Source organism: Mycobacterium sp. ITM-2016-00316 (genome assembly GCF_002968335.2).
Taxonomy (GTDB): domain Bacteria; phylum Actinomycetota; class Actinomycetes; order Mycobacteriales; family Mycobacteriaceae; genus Mycobacterium.
The window spans coordinates 2774364-2790553 of record NZ_CP134398.1 but is presented as its reverse complement, the minus strand read 5'-3'; the positions used below and the strand labels follow the sequence as shown (position 1 = coordinate 2790553).

Annotated in this window: 13 protein-coding genes; 7 read left to right on the top strand and 6 right to left on the bottom strand. The window is 67.0% G+C overall.

The annotated features are described in order from the left end of the window. Genes bioD through C6A86_RS13390 form a run of 3 tightly spaced genes read right to left on the bottom strand, consistent with a single transcriptional unit; the run spans position 1 to position 3142 of the window. On the bottom strand, positions 1-678 hold the full coding sequence (bioD, locus tag C6A86_RS13400) for a dethiobiotin synthase (protein ID WP_105363726.1): 678 nt from the start codon (positions 676-678) through the stop codon (positions 1-3). Then, positions 675-1820 carry an 8-amino-7-oxononanoate synthase gene (locus C6A86_RS13395; RefSeq protein ID WP_105363727.1) on the bottom strand — a complete coding sequence of 382 codons (1146 nt, stop codon included), beginning with the start codon at positions 1818-1820 and terminating at the stop codon, positions 675-677. The genes bioD and C6A86_RS13395 overlap by 4 nt, the downstream gene beginning before the upstream one ends. 29 nt (positions 1821-1849) lie before the next feature. Continuing rightward, complete coding sequence (locus C6A86_RS13390) at positions 1850-3142, bottom strand: adenosylmethionine--8-amino-7-oxononanoate transaminase (RefSeq protein WP_105363734.1); 1293 nt, start codon at positions 3140-3142, stop codon at positions 1850-1852. A gap of 92 nt (positions 3143-3234) precedes the next feature. On the opposite strand from C6A86_RS13390, the gene C6A86_RS13385 reads away from it, so the two are divergent. From C6A86_RS13385 to treZ, 4 genes are read left to right on the top strand one after another with little or no spacing between them, the layout of a single operon-like run. Continuing rightward, positions 3235-5409, top strand: coding sequence for an acyltransferase family protein (locus tag C6A86_RS13385; RefSeq protein ID WP_199196223.1), 2175 nt, complete (start codon positions 3235-3237; stop codon positions 5407-5409). A 1-nt stretch (position 5410) separates the two neighbouring features. Next, positions 5411-7540, top strand: a complete 2130-nt coding sequence (gene glgX, locus C6A86_RS13380) for a glycogen debranching protein GlgX (RefSeq protein ID WP_105363728.1) — start codon at positions 5411-5413, stop codon at positions 7538-7540. A gap of 13 nt (positions 7541-7553) precedes the next feature. Continuing rightward, a complete protein-coding gene (gene treY, locus C6A86_RS13375) occupies positions 7554-9842 on the top strand; it encodes a malto-oligosyltrehalose synthase (RefSeq protein ID WP_105363729.1) in 2289 nt (762 codons plus the stop codon). Further along, on the top strand, positions 9835-11586 hold the full coding sequence (gene treZ, locus C6A86_RS13370; protein ID WP_105363730.1) for a malto-oligosyltrehalose trehalohydrolase: 1752 nt from the start codon (positions 9835-9837) through the stop codon (positions 11584-11586). Before treY ends, treZ begins: the two co-directional genes overlap by 8 nt. Positions 11587-11589: 3 nt before the next feature. On the opposite strand, the gene ilvA is transcribed toward treZ, so the two are convergent. Continuing rightward, positions 11590-12870, bottom strand: coding sequence for a threonine ammonia-lyase IlvA (gene ilvA, locus C6A86_RS13365; RefSeq protein WP_311101186.1), 1281 nt, complete (start codon positions 12868-12870; stop codon positions 11590-11592). A gap of 102 nt (positions 12871-12972) precedes the next feature. On the opposite strand from ilvA, the gene C6A86_RS13360 reads away from it, so the two are divergent. Further along, on the top strand, positions 12973-13164 hold the full coding sequence (locus C6A86_RS13360; RefSeq protein WP_105362884.1) for a hypothetical protein: 192 nt from the start codon (positions 12973-12975) through the stop codon (positions 13162-13164). A 7-nt stretch (positions 13165-13171) separates the two neighbouring features. On the opposite strand, the gene C6A86_RS13355 is transcribed toward C6A86_RS13360, so the two are convergent. Next, positions 13172-13552 carry a MerR family transcriptional regulator gene (locus C6A86_RS13355; RefSeq protein ID WP_199196149.1) on the bottom strand — a complete coding sequence of 127 codons (381 nt, stop codon included), beginning with the start codon at positions 13550-13552 and terminating at the stop codon, positions 13172-13174. A gap of 58 nt (positions 13553-13610) precedes the next feature. On the opposite strand from C6A86_RS13355, the gene C6A86_RS13350 reads away from it, so the two are divergent. Then, a complete protein-coding gene (locus C6A86_RS13350; RefSeq protein WP_105362885.1) occupies positions 13611-14054 on the top strand; it encodes a PPOX class F420-dependent oxidoreductase in 444 nt (147 codons plus the stop codon). Here the strand turns inward: C6A86_RS13350 and C6A86_RS13345 are convergent. Beyond that, complete coding sequence (locus C6A86_RS13345; RefSeq protein ID WP_142406955.1) at positions 14051-14812, bottom strand: hypothetical protein; 762 nt, start codon at positions 14810-14812, stop codon at positions 14051-14053. The two genes, C6A86_RS13350 and C6A86_RS13345, sit on opposite strands and share 4 nt — an antisense overlap. Positions 14813-15535: 723 nt before the next feature. Here C6A86_RS13345 and C6A86_RS13340 point away from each other — a divergent pair. Next, complete coding sequence (locus C6A86_RS13340) at positions 15536-16189, top strand: hypothetical protein (RefSeq protein WP_311101185.1); 654 nt, start codon at positions 15536-15538, stop codon at positions 16187-16189. Position 16190 lies beyond the last annotated feature (1 nt).

Sequence of the window (16190 nt, the reverse complement as noted above, 5' to 3'; positions counted from 1 at the left end):
CTACACCAGGCTCGCGATCCAGTTCCGGTCGAAGGCCTCGACGCTGAGCGCCTGAAAGTCCTCCGAGGTGAGTGCCGAGGCTCCCGCGGGCAACACCGCACGCACATCGGCCAGCGCCGCCAGCGCGTCCCGGTTGCCCTGCTCGGCGACGCCGGGTTCGGACGGCCACGCGCCGATCACCAGTCCGGCCGTTGCAATGCCTTGTCCGGCAAGTGATTCCAACGTCAGCGCGGTGTGATTGAGGGTGCCCAGCCCGGGCGACACCACCACCAGAACCGGCGCGGACACCTCGGCGGCGATATCGCGCAGCGTCACCCCGCCGGCACCCATCTCGACGAGTAGACCACCGGCACCTTCCACGATCGTCAACCGTCCCGGCCCGTCGGCGGCCCGTACCGAAGCCACCAGCTCATCGCGGCCAGGCAACGGCAGCCCGGCCCTGACGGCGGCCGCGACCGGTGCCAGCGCCTCGGGATATCGCCAGCCCCCGTGCAGCGCGTCGACCCCGGAGAGCCTGCGTACCTCACCCAGATCGTCGTCACCGTCCGCAGATCCGGTCTGCACCGGTTTGCACACCGCCACATCGACACCGGCAAGCCGGGCGGCCGCGGCCAGAGCCGCCGTCGTGATCGTCTTTCCGACCCCGGTATCGGTGCCGGTCACCACCAGGACGGTCATCGCTGCAGGCCGAGAACCTCGGTGAGAACCCCTGCCGCCACTGCGATCTCGTCGTCGGTGAGCGCGGCGCGGGCGGTCAGCCGTAGTCGCGAGGTGCCGGCCGGGACGGAGGGCGGCCGGAAACAGCCCACCCGCACCCCGCGTTCCAGGCAGGCCGCGGCCGCGGCGGCGGCCACCCCGGGGTCACCCAGAATCACCGAGACGACCGCCGAGGTGGGCGTCTCGGCCACGTCGCAGATCCGGGCGAGTTCGGCGGCGCGCGCCAGCACCGCGGCGGCCAGCTGCGGCTGGCCCTCCAGCACGCGCAGTGCGGCCAGCGCGGCGCCGACGGCCGCCGGCGCGAGCCCGGTGTCGAAGATGAACGTGCGGGCGGTATCGATGAGATGGGCACGCACCGCGGCCGGTCCGAGCACCGCACCGCCCTGGCTGCCCAGCGCCTTGGACAGCGTCGTGGTCATGACGACGTCCGGCGCGCCGCCCAGACCGACCTCGTGCAGCAGGCCCTGGCCGCCGGTGCCGCGGACACCGAGCCCGTGCGCCTCGTCGACCAGCAGCAGCGCACCGAACCGGCGGCACACCTCGTGCAGTTCACGCAGCGGGGCCAGGCCACCGTCGGTGCTGAACACCGATTCGGTGGCCACCACCGCGCGTTCCTCGGCGCGCCCGGACAGCGCCGCTTCGACGGCGGCGACGTCGAGATGCGGTGTCACCGCGACCCTGGCCCGCGACAGCCGGCAGGCATCCACGATCGAGGCGTGGGTGAGCGCATCGGAGACCAGCAACGAGCCGGGACCGGTGAGTGCCACGACGGCGCCGATGTTGGCGGTGTACCCCGACGAGAACACCAATGCCGACTCGGCGCCGGTGAACGACGCCAACTCGGCTTCGAATTCCTCGTGCAGCTCGGTGTTCCCGGTGACCAGCCGCGAGCCGCCGGCGCCGGCGCCCCAGGTGCGCAGCGCCTCGACGCCACCTTCGAGCACGGCGGGGTGCTGGGACAACCCGAGATAGTCGTTGGAGGCCAGATCGAGCTCGGCGCCCACCGGCGGGCGCACCCGCAGGGATCGGCGCAGCCCTTGCGCACGGCGTTGCGCCTCGACCTCGGCGAGCCAGGCCAGCGGGGAAAGACCGGTGCGCGTCACTGGACGTCCTTTCGACACTTGAACACCGTTCAGGTTAGTGCACGCGCGACGCCGACCATGCCGGCACCGATCGCGGCGATCTCGTCGGGGGTACATATGAAGGGCGGCATCGCGTAGACCAGCCTGCCGAACGGTCGCAGCCACAGACCGTGCTCGATCGCGGTGCGGGTGGCGACCGCCATGTCGACGGGCTCGCGCATCTCGATGACGCCGATGGCACCGAGCACCCGCACATCGGCCACACCGGGCAGTGATCGCGCCGGTTCGAGCCCGGCCCGTAACCCCGCTTCGATCTCACGAACCCGGGCCCGCCAGTCACCCTCCAGCAGCAGTTCCACCGCGGCCACCGACACCGCACAGGCCAGCGCGTTGGCCATGAAGGTCGGGCCGTGCATCAAAGCGCCCGGCGCCCCCGCACTGATCGTCGCCGCGACATGACCCGTGCACAGGGTGGCGGCCAGCGTCACATACCCACCGGTGAGCGCCTTGCCCACGCACATGATGTCGGGGGTGACGCCGGCGTGATCGGCGGCGAACAGTTCCCCGGTACGTCCGAATCCGGTGGCGATCTCGTCGAAGATGAGCAGCACACCGTGCTCATCGCACAGCCGTCGGAGGTCGGTGAGATAGCGCGGGTCGTGAAAACGCATACCGCCGGCCCCCTGGACGACCGGCTCGACGATCACCGCGGCCAGCTCGCCGGCATGCTCGGCGAGCTGCCGCTCGAAGGCCGCCACGTAGGAGGGGTCGTACTTCCCGGGCACCTGCGGTGCGAACACCTGCCGGGCCAGGACATCGGTCCAGATCGAATGCATGCCGCCGTCGGGGTCACAGACACTCATCGGGGTGAACGTGTCGCCGTGATAGCCGCCGCGCCACGTCATCAGCCGGTGCTTGGTCGGCCTTCCACGGCTGCGCCAGTACTGCAGTGCCATCTTGGCGGCCACCTCCACCGACACCGAGCCCGAATCACTGAAGAACACCGACTCCAGGCCCGCCGGGGTGATCTCGACGAGCAGCTGGGCCAGCCGGGCGGCCGGCTCATGGGTCAGGCCGCCGAACATGACGTGGTTCATGGTGGCCAGCTGGGCGCTCATCGCGGCATCGAGTCGCGGGTGACCGTGCCCGTGCACCGCCGTCCACCACGAACTCATGGCGTCGAGCACATCGACGGACCTGCCGTCATGCACGAGGGTGAGCCAGGCACCCTTGGCTGCCACTGCCACCACCGGTGGCAGTGCCTGGGAACCGATGGTGCTGTAGGGGTGCCAGATGTGCGCGGTGTCGATCGCGCTGATCTCATCCGGTGTCAACGCGGGCATGGCACCGGACACTATCGCTTTGCTCAGCTGGTGTGACGTCACGCCCGTGGCCTGAGACCCCCAGGGTTCTTAGGTAGATTAACTCCCCGACCATGATGACCCTCGCTCCCGCCCGACCCTCCACCCGCGGTACATCCACAGCCGGTCCGGCGTCGACCGCCGGCTCGCAGATGGGTACCCGCGCATCGGGCTTTTACCGGCACGACCTCGACGGACTCCGTGGGGTCGCGATCGCCCTCGTGGCGATCTTCCACGTCTGGTTCGGCCGGGTCTCCGGTGGTGTGGACGTCTTCCTGGCGCTGTCCGGGTTCTTCTTCGGCGGCCGGTTGCTGCGCGCCGCAATCGACCCGGCCACCGCGTTGCGTCCGATTCCAGAGGTCGTGCGACTGGTTCGCCGGCTGCTGCCTGCGCTGATCGTGGTGCTGGCGGCGGCCGCGGTGCTGACCATCCTGATCCAGCCGGAAACCCGCTGGGAAACGTTTGCTGACCAGAGCCTGGCCAGCCTCGGGTACTACCAGAACTGGGAACTGGCCAACACCGCCGCGGACTATCTGCGCGCCGGTGAGACCGTCAGCCCGCTGCAGCACATCTGGTCGATGTCGGTGCAGGGCCAGTTCTACATCGCACTGCTGGCGATCATCTTCGCCCTCGCCTACCTGCTGCGCAGACCGCTGGGCAGGCATGTGCGGTGGGTGTTCATCGTGCTGCTGAGCGCGCTGACCATCGCCTCGTTCGTGTACGCCATCATCGCGCACAACGCCGATCAGGCCGTGGCCTACTACAACAGTTTCGCCCGGGCCTGGGAGCTCACCCTGGGCGCACTGATCGGCGCCCTGGTCCCCTATGTGCGTTGGCCCATGTGGGTGCGCACCATCGTGGCGACCATATCGCTGATCGCCATCCTGCTGTGCGGCTGGCTCATCGACGGGGTACGCGAGTTCCCGGGCCCGTGGACGCTGATACCCGTCGGCGCCACCGTGCTGTTCATCTTGTCGGCAGCCAACCGCGTTGCCGATCCGCACACCGGCGGCAAGCTGCCCGCGCCGAACCGGCTGCTGGCCACCAAGCCGTTCGTTGCGCTGGGGTCGATGGCCTATTCGCTGTACCTGTGGCACTGGCCGCTGCTGATCTTCTGGCTGGCCTACAGCGGCCGCGACCATGCGGGTTTCACCGACGGCGCGATCGTGCTGCTGGTGTCCGGCGTACTAGCCTGGCTGACAACCAGATACGTCGAGACCCCGCTGCGCTACCGGGCACCGGCACAGCGACCCACCGGTGTGCCGTGGCGCACCCGGTTGCGCCGCCCGACGATCGTGCTGGGCTCGGTCGTGACCCTGCTGGGCGTCACGTTGACCGCGACATCCTTCACCTGGCGCGAGCACGTCACCGTCGAACGGGCCAGCGGCAAGGAGCTGTCCGGGCTCTCGGCCCGCGACTACCCCGGTTCGCGCGCCCTGACCAACAACGCCAAGGTGCCCAAGCTGCCGATGCGGCCCACCGTGCTGGAGGCAAAGGACGACATCCCGGAGTCCACCAACGCGGGCTGCATCAGCGACTTCGACAACGTCGACGTCATCAACTGCACCTACGGCGACAAAGACGCACAGCGCACCATCGCACTGGCCGGCGGATCTCATGCCGAACACTGGATCACCGCGCTGGACCTGCTCGGCCGGCTACACAACTTCAAGGTGGTCACCTATCTGAAGATGGGCTGCCCGTTGACCACCGAACAGAAACCCCTCGTGATGGGCGACAACCGGCCGTACCCCAAGTGCCGGGAGTGGAACGAAGTGGTGATGCCGAAGCTGCTCGCGGACAGGCCCGACTTCGTGTTCACCACCTCCACCCGGCCCTGGAACATCAAACCCGGTGATGTCATGCCCAGCTCGTATCTCGGTATCTGGCAAGAGTTCTCGGACGCCGGCATCAATGTTCTGGCGATGCGGGACACCCCCTGGCTGGTCCGCAACAACAAGCCATACTTCCCGGCCGACTGCCTGGCCAGCGGCGGGGATGCCATCTCGTGCGGCGTCAAGCGCTCTACGGTACTGTCCGACGACAACCCGACTTTGGATTATCTGCAACGGTTCCCGAATCTGAAGCCACTCGACATGACCGACGCGGTGTGTCGACCGGACTTCTGCCGAGTAGTAGAGGGAAATGTGTTGATGTATCACGATTCTCACCACCTGTCGACGACATACGTTCGTACCATGACGAACGAACTGGGGCGTCAGCTCGCAGCCGCCACCGGCTGGTGGTGAGATGGACATCACGGTCTGGCCCGGCACCGCGTATCCGCTCGGCGCCACCTACGACGGGGCCGGTACCAACTTCTCGTTGTTCTCCGAGGTCGCCGACAAGGTCGAGCTCTGCCTGATCGCCAAAGATGGCACCGAACAACGGGTTCCGCTCGACGAGGTGGACGGCTACGTCTGGCATGCCTACCTGCCCACGGTGAACCCCGGGCAGCGCTACGGCTTCCGGGTGTACGGGCCGTGGGACCCCGTGGCCGGACACCGGTGTGACCCCAGCAAGCTGCTGCTGGACCCGTACGGGAAGTCCTTCCACGGTGACTTCGAGTTCACCCAGGCACTGTTCTCCTACGACCTGGAGTCCGAGGACCCCGCCGTCACCCCCGCCGACCCCGCGGTGGACTCCCTGGGCCACACCATGACCAGTGTCGTGATCAACCCGTTTTTCGACTGGGGTTCGGATCGGGCGCCGCGCACGCCGTACCACGAGACCATCATCTACGAAGCCCATGTCAAGGGCCTGACCCAGCTGCACCCGGACATCCCCGAACAACTGCGCGGTACCTACGCCGGGCTCGCGCACCCGGTGATCGTCGAGCATCTGAAGTCGTTGAACGTGACGGCCATCGAGCTCATGCCGGTTCACCAGTTCCTGCACGACCACCGGCTCCTGGAGTTGGGACTGCGAAACTACTGGGGTTACAACACTTTCGGTTTCCTGGCCCCGCATGCCCAGTACGCGGCCAGCCGCCATGCCGGCGGTGCCGTGGCCGAGTTCAAAGCCATGGTGCGGTCCTTCCACGACGCCGGCATCGAGGTCATCCTCGATGTCGTCTACAACCACACCGCCGAGGGCAACCACCTCGGCCCGACACTGAACTTCCGGGGTATCGACAACGCGGCGTACTACCGGCTGCTCGACGGCGAGGAGCAGTTCTACAAGGACTTCACCGGAACCGGCAACAGCCTCAACGCCCGGCACCCACACACCCTGCAGCTGATCATGGATTCGTTGCGGTACTGGGTGCTGGAGATGCACGTCGACGGCTTCCGCTTCGACTTGGCCTCCACCCTGGCCCGCGAGTTCTACGATGTGGACCGCCTGTCGGCCTTCTTCGACCTGGTGCAGCAGGACCCGGTGGTCAGCCAGGTCAAGCTGATCGCCGAACCGTGGGATGTCGGCGAGGGCGGCTATCAGGTCGGCAACTTCCCGGGCCTGTGGACGGAGTGGAACGGCAAGTACCGCGACACCGTGCGCGACTACTGGCGCGGTGAGCCGGCAACGCTCGGCGAGTTCGCGTCCCGGCTGACCGGTTCCTCGGACCTCTACGAGAACACCGGCCGGCGGCCCGGGGCGAGCATCAACTTCGTCACCTGCCATGACGGATTCACCCTGGCCGACCTGGTGTCCTACAACGAGAAACACAACGAGGCCAACGGCGAGGACAACCGCGACGGCGAAAGTCACAACCGGTCGTGGAACTGCGGCGCCGAAGGCCCGACCGACGACCCGGACATCAACGCGCTGCGGGCGCGGCAGATGCGCAATGTGATCGGCACCCTGATGATCTCGCAGGGCACACCGATGATCAGCCACGGTGACGAGATCGGACGCACGCAGGGCGGCAACAACAACGCCTACTGCCAGGATTCCCCGATCGCCTGGGTGGACTGGTCCAAGCTCGAGGACAACGCCGACATGCTGGAGTTCACCCGCAAAGCGGTGGCCCTGCGCAAGAAGCACCCGGTGTTCCGGCGTCGCCGCTTCCTGGCAGGCAATCCGATTCGCAGTGGCGAGCAGGAGCGTGACATCGCCTGGCTGACCCCGGCCGGAGTCGAGATGACCCCGGAGGACTGGGGTTCGGGTTTCGGCAAGAGTGTTGCGGTGTTCCTCAACGGGGACGCCATCCCGGAACCCAACGCCCGCGGCGAACGCGTCCGGGACGATTCGTTCCTGCTGTGCTTCAACGCACACGACGAATCGCTGGATTTCGTGCTGCCCCCCGATGATTACGCCGAAAAGTGGGTAACCGCGTTGGACACCGGCGATCCCGCCGGTGCCCACGAGGTGACGATTTCTGCCGGTGAGAAGATGCCGCTGCAGCCGCGTTCGCTTCGGGTGCTCCGGAAAACGACATAGGCGGTAACGGCTGATGGGTGTCCCGCTCTCCACGTATCGGCTCCAGATGCGCGGTGATTCCTGCACCTTCGCCGACGCGGTCGACCTGCTGGACTATCTGGATGATCTGGGGGTCTCGCACCTCTACCTCTCCCCGATCCTGACCGCGGCCGCCGGTTCCAGCCACGGCTATGACGTCACCGACCCGACCACGGTGTCCGACGAACTCGGCGGACCCGACGGCCTGGCCGAATTGTCCGCCCGGGCCCGGGCCCGCGGCATGGGCCTGATCGTCGATATCGTGCCCAACCACGTCGGCGTCGATGATCCCGCACAGAATGCCTGGTGGTGGGATGTGCTCACGCATGGCCGAGATTCCGCCTACAGCAGCTACTTCGACATCGACTGGGATCTCGACGAAGGCCGGATCGTGTTGCCGGTGCTGGGGTCAGATGACGACGTCTCCGAGCTCAGGGTGGACGGCGAACTGCTGCGGCTCGGCGACCGGGCCTGGCCGATCGCCCCGGGCACCGCGCGCGACGGCGCGCCGGGTGCCGAGGTGCACGACCGTCAGCACTACAAACTCATCGGTTGGAGGAACAATCTCTGCGGCTACCGCCGGTTCTTCTCCATCACGTCCCTGGCCGGCCTGCGCCAGGAGGACCCCGCGGTGTTCGCCGCATCCCATGCCGAGGTGGGCCGGTGGTTCACCGAGGGCCTCGTCGACGGTTTGCGCATCGACCATCCCGACGGGCTCGCCGAACCCGCCGCCTACGTCACCGACCTTCGCGAGTTGATCGGCCCGGCGGCCTGGATCGTCATCGAGAAGATCCTGGCCCCCGACGAGCCGCTCGACACCGGGCTGCCGGTGGACGGCACCACCGGGTATGACGCGCTGCGCGAGATCGGCGGCCTGTTCGTCGACCCGGCGGGCGAGCCTGCGCTGACCGCGCTCTACGAGAGCAGCGGCACCGACCGCGGCGCCATCGAGCACCAGACCTCGGAGTTGAAGACAGTCGCCGCCACCGACACCCTGAGCAGCGAGCTGGCCCGGGTGTGCCGGTCCATCGTCGCCGACATCGGCGCTGACCATGTCCTGCTGCCGGATGCGGTCACCGCGCTGCTGACCCACGTGCATGTCTACCGGTTCGACTACCTGAACCTGACCGCGGTGGGGCCCACCGCCATCGCCGCGGCTGTCCGCACGCGGCCCGAACTGGCCGAACCGCTGCAACTGGTCGCCACGGCCCTCGCGCACGACGGCGAGGCCGCGGTGCGCATCCAGCAGCTGTGCGGCGCGGTGACCGCCAAGTCCGTCGAGGATTGCCTGTTCTACCGGGATGCCCGGCTGGTCACCCTCAACGAGGTCGGCGGCGAGCCGTCGCTCTTCGGGGTGAGCGCCGCCGAGTTCCACGAGCGTTCGGCCACCAGGGCCCGGCTCTGGCCACACGCCATGGTGACGTTGTCCACCCACGACACCAAGCGCAGCGAGGATGTGCGAACCCGCATCGGTGTGTTGTCCCAGCTGGCCGACGAGTGGGCAGAACGCGTCGAACGCTGGTCTCAGATCGTGTTGAGCCCGGACCCGGCGACCACACTCTTTCTGTGGCAGAACGTCTTCGGGGTGTGGCCTGTCGGCGGCGAGGTGTCCGATGCCTTGCGCGTCCGCCTGCATGCGTACGCCGAGAAGGCGATCAGGGAGGCCGCCCTGCACACGTCGTGGAACGACCCGGACACCGAATTCGAATCGGCGGTGCATGATTGGGTCGACGCCATCATCGACGGGCCGGTGTCCAAGGAACTGACCGCGCTGGTGGCCCGCGCCGATGCGCACGCCCACAGTGACAGTCTCGGCCAGAAACTGTTGGCGCTCACCGTGCCCGGCATCCCGGATGTGTACCAGGGCACCGAACTGTTCGACGACAGTCTGGTCGATCCGGATAATCGCCGACCGGTGGACTACGCGGCGCGCCGCGCGGCACTGGAGGCCCGCACCGATCCCAAGATCCGGGTGGTGGGCGCCGCGCTGCGGCTGCGCAGGGAATTGCCCGACACCTTCCTCGAAGGCGACTACCGGCCGGTGCCGGCATCGGGTTCCGCGGCCGCGCACCTGGTCGCCTTCCTGCGGGGCGATGACGTGCTGGTGGCGGTGTCGCGGTGGACGGTCAAGCTCGCCGAGATCGGCTGGGGAGACACCACCATCACACTGCCAGAAGGCATCTGGACCGACCGGCTGAGCGGGCGGACGCACGCGGGCACCCCGGCAGCGATCGAACTCTTCGCCGAACTGCCGGTGGTATTGCTGGAGCGCACCGATGTCTGAGCGCGAATTCGCGGTGTGGGCGCCGCGTCCCGACCGGGTGCAACTGGACATCGACGGAACCCTGCACGCCATGGAGCGCGGCGCCGACGACTGGTGGCGGGCCACGGTGGCGGCAGGTCCGGACAGTCGCTACGGGTTCGTCCTCGATGACGACGACACCGTGCTGCCCGACCCCCGCTCGCCCCGCCAGCCCGACGGCGTGCACGCACGTTCGCAACTGTGGACGCCCACCGCGCCACCGCAAGACTGGACCGGACGCTCCATCGAGGGCGCCACCATCTACGAGTTGCATGTCGGGACCTTCACCCCGGCGGGCACCTTCGACGCCGCCATCGAGAAGCTGCAGTATCTGGTCGATCTCGGTGTGGACTTCGTCGAACTGATGCCGGTGAACGCCTTCAGCGGAACCCACGGCTGGGGTTATGACGGTGTGCTCTGGTACGCGGTGCACGAACCCTACGGCGGCCCGGATGCCCTGCTGCGCCTCATCGACGCCTGTCACGCTCTCGGTCTGGGCGTGCTGATCGACGCGGTGTTCAACCACCTCGGGCCGTCCGGGAACTACCTGCCCAGGTTCGGGCCGTATCTGTCCAGCGGCAGCAACCCGTGGGGCGAATCGGTCAACATCGGGGATGCCGGGGCTGACGAGGTGCGCCGCTACATCATCGACTGCGCACTGCGCTGGATGCGAGATTTCGGCGCCGACGGGCTGCGCCTGGACGCCGTGCACGCGCTGGTGGACACCACCGCCATCCACATACTCGAAGAGTTGAGTACCGAAACCGATGCCCTGGCAGCCGAATTGGGACGGCCACTGTCCCTCATCGCCGAGAGCGACATGAACGACCCCCGGCTGATCACCCCGCGCGAGCAGGGTGGCCTCGGCCTCACCGCGCAGTGGGATGACGATATCCACCACGCCATCCACACCGCGGTGTCCGGTGAACGGCAGGGTTACTACGGCGATTTCGGCAGCCTGGAGACGCTGGCGCAGACCCTGACGCACGGCTACTTCCACGCCGGAACCTTCTCGTCGTTCCGGGGCCGTCGGCACGGTCGCCCCTTGGACACCGCAACGATTCCGGCGACCCGGCTGCTTGCCTACACCCTCACCCACGATCAGGTGGGCAACCGCGCGACCGGTGACCGGCCGTCACAGAACCTGACGACCGGCCAGCTGGCGGTGAAGGCCGCGCTGGCTCTCGGATCTCCCTATACGGCAATGCTGTTCATGGGCGAGGAATGGGGATCGAGCAGCCCGTTCCAGTTCTTCACCTCGCATCCGGAGCCGGAGCTGGGCCGGGCCACCGCGGAAGGCCGCAAGGCCGAGTTCGCCGCCCACGGCTGGGATGCCGACGAGATCCCGGATCCGCAGGACCCCGAGACCTTCACCCGGTCCAAGCTCGACTGGACCGAGGTCACCGAGAATGGGCATGGGCGGCTGCTGCAGGCCTACCGCCAACTGATCGCGTTGCGGCACAACGAACCCGACTTCGCCGACCCGTGGCTGGACCACCTGCGGGTGGACTACGACGAAGACGCGCGCTGGATCGTTCTGCATCGCGGCACGCTTGCGGTGGCGTGCAATCTGGGCGACTCCGCGGTGACGGTCCCAGTGACCGGCGAGGTGGTGCTGGCGTGGGACGACCCGTCGACCGACGGTGCAGGCACCGTCGTGCCCGGGCATTCTTTCGCGATCTTCCGGGCCAACGACGATGCGGTGACCGAAGTACCGCCGGCGTGAGGATCAGGTCAGATAACGGTAGGTCGGCGAGCCCGGTTCGAGCAGTTCGACATGCGCCTCGGATTCGTGCATCCGTTGCAGCAGCCCGTCGAGATCGGTCGAGGAGCCCAGCTCGATACCGACCAGCGCCTCACCGGTTTCGCGGTTGTTGCGCTTGACGTACTCGAAAAGCGTGATGTCGTCGTTGGGTCCGAGCACGCTGTCCAGGAAACCGCGTAGCGCACCGGGCTCCTGCGGAAAGTCGACCAGAAAGTAGTGCTTGAGACCGCGGTGCACCAGTGACCGTTCGAGGATCTCGCCATACCGCGACACGTCGTTGTTGCCGCCGGAGATGATGCAGACCACGGTGGAGCCGGGTGCGATGTCGGCTTCCATCAACGCGGCCACCGACAACGCCCCCGCCGGCTCGGCGATGATGCCTTCGCTCTGATAGAGGTCGAGCATCGCCGAGCAGACCGCGCCCTCGTCGACCGAGGTGATCGACAGCATGTCACCGGCCGCGGCCAGCGCCGCGTACGGGTTCGCGCCGGCCTTGGCGACGGCGGCCCCGTCGACGAACTGATCGACATGCTCGAGCGTCACCGGCGTGCCGGCGGCCAAGGCGGCCATCATCGATGCCGCGCCCGCCGGCTCGGCGCCGAGCACCGCAGTGTTGGCGGTGCGCTCGGACAGGTAGGTGGTGATACCGGCGATGCATCCGCCGCCGCCGACCGGGACGATCACCACATCGGGCTCACCGGGCAGTTGCTCGAGCAGTTCGACCGCGATGGTGCCCTGCCCGGCCATGGTGCGCGGATCGTCATAGGGCGGCACCAGGGTGGCTCCGGTGCGAGCCACATCATCGAGTGCGGCCTGCGCGGCCAGATCGTAGGTCTTGCCGCCGACGATCAGCTCGATGAACTCGCCTCCGTGATAGCGGATCCGGTCGCGTTTCTGTTTCGGCGTCTTGGCCGGCACATAGACCCGGCCGTGCACGCCCATGGACCGGCAGGCCAGCGCGAAGCCCTGAGCGTGGTTGCCCGCCGAGGAACAGACCACACCGGCCGCCAGCTCGGCGGGGGTCAGCTGCATCAGCAGGTTGTAGGCACCGCGAAGCTTGTAGGAGCGCACCGCCTGCAGGTCCTCGCGCTTGAGGTAGACCTGGGTGCCCGTCGCGTGCGACAGCCGGTCGCAGAACTGCAATGGGCTCTGGGTGACGACGCCGGCGATTCGCGCTGCGGCCTCATCGATGTCGGCCGCGGTCAGCGGCGATACCTGGGGGCCTCGAATCAGATCAGCGGACACCGCTCAATGGTGCCATCACCTGCTCTCCAGGCGAAAACGGATAATCCGACACATCCAGGGTTTCGGTTGCCCGAACTCTAGGTTGCGAGTTATCGTGTACCCGTGACCACGCCCACCGAAATCAGCGTCGCCGGCGTTCCCTGGCCCACGTACAAGGCACTCGCGCTGATTATCGGCGCCCTGGTGCTCGTGGTCGTCGGTCTCGCCACCGCCAGCCTCGGCCCCGCCGTGCTCACCGCCGCGGGCACGGCGACACTGGTGTGGCTGGCCGGCGGTATTTCCGCCCGGCGCTAGCCCTTGATCAGGCACGAAGTGTGTGGTGGATACCGCACGTGCAATCGTCGATCGATGGACATTCGCAACTCATCCCCCACTGGATGACCTGCCTGGCGCGGAGCAGGCTTGCCATCTGCGCATCGATCTCGTCGAGTTTCGCCTCGGCCAACGCGCGGGCCACCGGCTTGCCCGGTGAATCATCACCCATCAGAGCCGTGATCTCGTCGAGGGTGAAGCCCGCAGCCTTGCACGCGCGGATCACCTCCAGCCGGATCAACGTCGACTCCCGGTAACGACGCTGGCCGCCGACGCGAACCGGTGCAGGCAACAGGCCGACCTGCTCGTAATAGCGCAACGTCGTCTGAACGACCCCGGTACGCCGCGAGACCTCACCGATGCTCAGCAATGCGGTCACGTGCGCGCCCCCTTGACTTAGAGCCAACTCTAAGTAGTTCACTGCGATCATGTCACCTACCGCCACCGACCTTGTCGCCCTGAGCCACTCTCGCTACGCCATGCTGCGCACCTACCGCCGCGACGGCACCCCGGTCGACACCCCGATATGGTTCGTCATCGATGGCCGGAGCGCGCTGTTCCGCACCAAGGTCGGACCCAAGACCCGGCGCCTGCAGGCGCGAGGAGACGTTCAGCTGGCGGCGTGTGATCACCGTGGCAACCGCCGAGGCACCCCCATGCCCGGCCGGGCCAGGATTCTCTCCGGTGACGCAGCGCAGCGCGGCAATGCGGAGCTGCACCGACGCTACCGCTGGCAGTGGAACATCGTGCCGCTACTGAAGATCCCCGGTGTCACCAACGTGCACCGGGATCTGCCACTGCGCGAGAAGTTGCGCCGGGCGCGAGACCGCAGCCTGTGGCCCGACAGCGCGATTGTCGCGATCGACCTCTAGGAACCGGCCGACGCCGTGCCGGGCAGCCAGGCCAGTCTGGTCCGTTCGGCGATGGCGTCGTTCGCGGTGCCTTTACCGTCCCACAGACCCCTGCCCGCCGCGATGGGCATCGCCCACCACAGCACAGAGGTGTCACGGACCTGCCGGATCGGGACGCCGGTGGCCACCGCCGCGTAGTGCAACCAGAAATCGTCGGCGAACGGGCAGATATCAGCGAACTCGTCGCCGCGGTCGCGGAGCGTGTCGAGCAGCCTCGGCGGGTAGGCCACCCCGGACACCCCGGTGGCGAACACCCGCTCCGAGGGCTCCGTCGTCGCACAGGTCAGCCACGAACGGTACGGCGCGTTGGTGCGGATTCGCGCCCGGAAAGCCGTGACCTCGTCGGGCCGGTGCGCCGCCAGCAGTTCTTCCAACCAGTTCGGCGGATAGAAGACATCATCGTCCGCGGTCACCAGGGTGCGCTCGGATTCGTCAGGAAAGATCTCGCAGACGTACGGGAAGTACTTCTTATGCGGTCCGTAGTCCCGGCAGGAGCGAATTTCCAGCCCGCGGGCACAGAGTCGCTTGAGACTTGCCGGCGGATCCACGAGCGCGGCGGCGTCATCCAGCCACAGGATGATCCGGCGTGGCTTGAGGTTCCCGGCGCCGATGGTCTCGATCGTCTTCCACACCGTGGCGATCCGCTTGCCGTAGCTGGTGAGTGAGACGTTGGCGTCGCCGTCGCCGACGATCGGCGACGTGGTCCGGTGGTTCGTCACGACAAGCTTCGGCTCCAGAGCGAGAAACTCGGTGAGCGCCAGCAGATATTTGATTGGGTTCTTCGGAATAGCACCCGTGTTACGCATAGCGAGGCCCCCCCAGGCCAGTCCCCCGCGGGAACAATACGGCTCGGCCAGCACCGCAATGATTAACGGCACTAACCAGATTGGTCGGCCGCTGCCCCGCGGCTGTATTCAGGAAACTCCGGCCGACCTCGGCACAGTCTAGCGAACAGAACGGCTTCCGGAGGCCCGAACGACACCGCTCGGCGGGAGATTCGGCGAATGCCGAACAACGGACAGCCACGACGATCAAGATCATAAGTTGCTGAAGCACAACATAATCCAACGCGCAAATCGGGGCGCGCAGTTGGTGATACTCGATAGCCTGCACCGTTCCAGCCACCAGGCCCGTTCGATCATCGACCATCTGCACGTGCACTTGTTTGCAGAAGCTGCACCGCGCGGGCCACCGCGCACGGTTCGCCGAACTCGGTAGCTGCCGATAGCGCAGTCGACGAGCCGATCGCAACAGGCAAATCGAATATTCAACGGGCGGTTGGCAAACCGCAACACTCCGTACACAGCCAAGACCTGATGGCGCATCGTGCGACGTTGCTCTAGCCTGACGCGCGGGGGCAGGTGGCGATCGGTTCTTCGGGACCGGTTGCCCAAACAGGCACAACGAAAAGTACCGGGGGAACTGTGGAAGCCGAAGGAACCTTGCGACAGCTCATTCGCCGGGCCGGTTATGTGATCAGAGGGAACAAGACATTCCGGACGTCGGGCGAGTACTGGGAGCAACGGTATCGGAATGGCGGCACCTCCGGTGCCGGCTCGTACAGCAGGCTGGCCGGCTTCAAAGCCGCAGTACTGAACGACTTCGTTGCGTCGCATCGCGTCACCACCGTCATCGAGATCGGGTCCGGTGACGGCGCGCAACTGACTCTTGCCGAGTACCCCGACTACACCGGGGTCGACGTATCGCACGTCGCCCTGGAATCGACGCGACGCCTGTTCGCGGGCGATTCGTCGAAGCGTTTCCTGCACACCAGCGAAGTGACGACGACGGACCGAGCCGAGCTCGCGCTCTCGCTCGACGTGATCTACCACCTGGTGGAAGACGCCGTGTACGACAGCTATATGGGGCAACTGTTCGACGCGGCGACCAAGTATGTGATCGTCTACTCCAGCAACAGTGAGAAGTCGTGGTCGAGTCCGCACGTCCGACACCGTGAGTTCACACGTTGGGTCCAGGATCACCGGCACGACTTCGAACTCGTCGAGACCATTCCGAACCAATACCCCTACGACAAGGCGGATCCCGACAACACCAGCTTCGCCGATTTCTTCATCTTCGAGCGGGTCGGAGACTGAT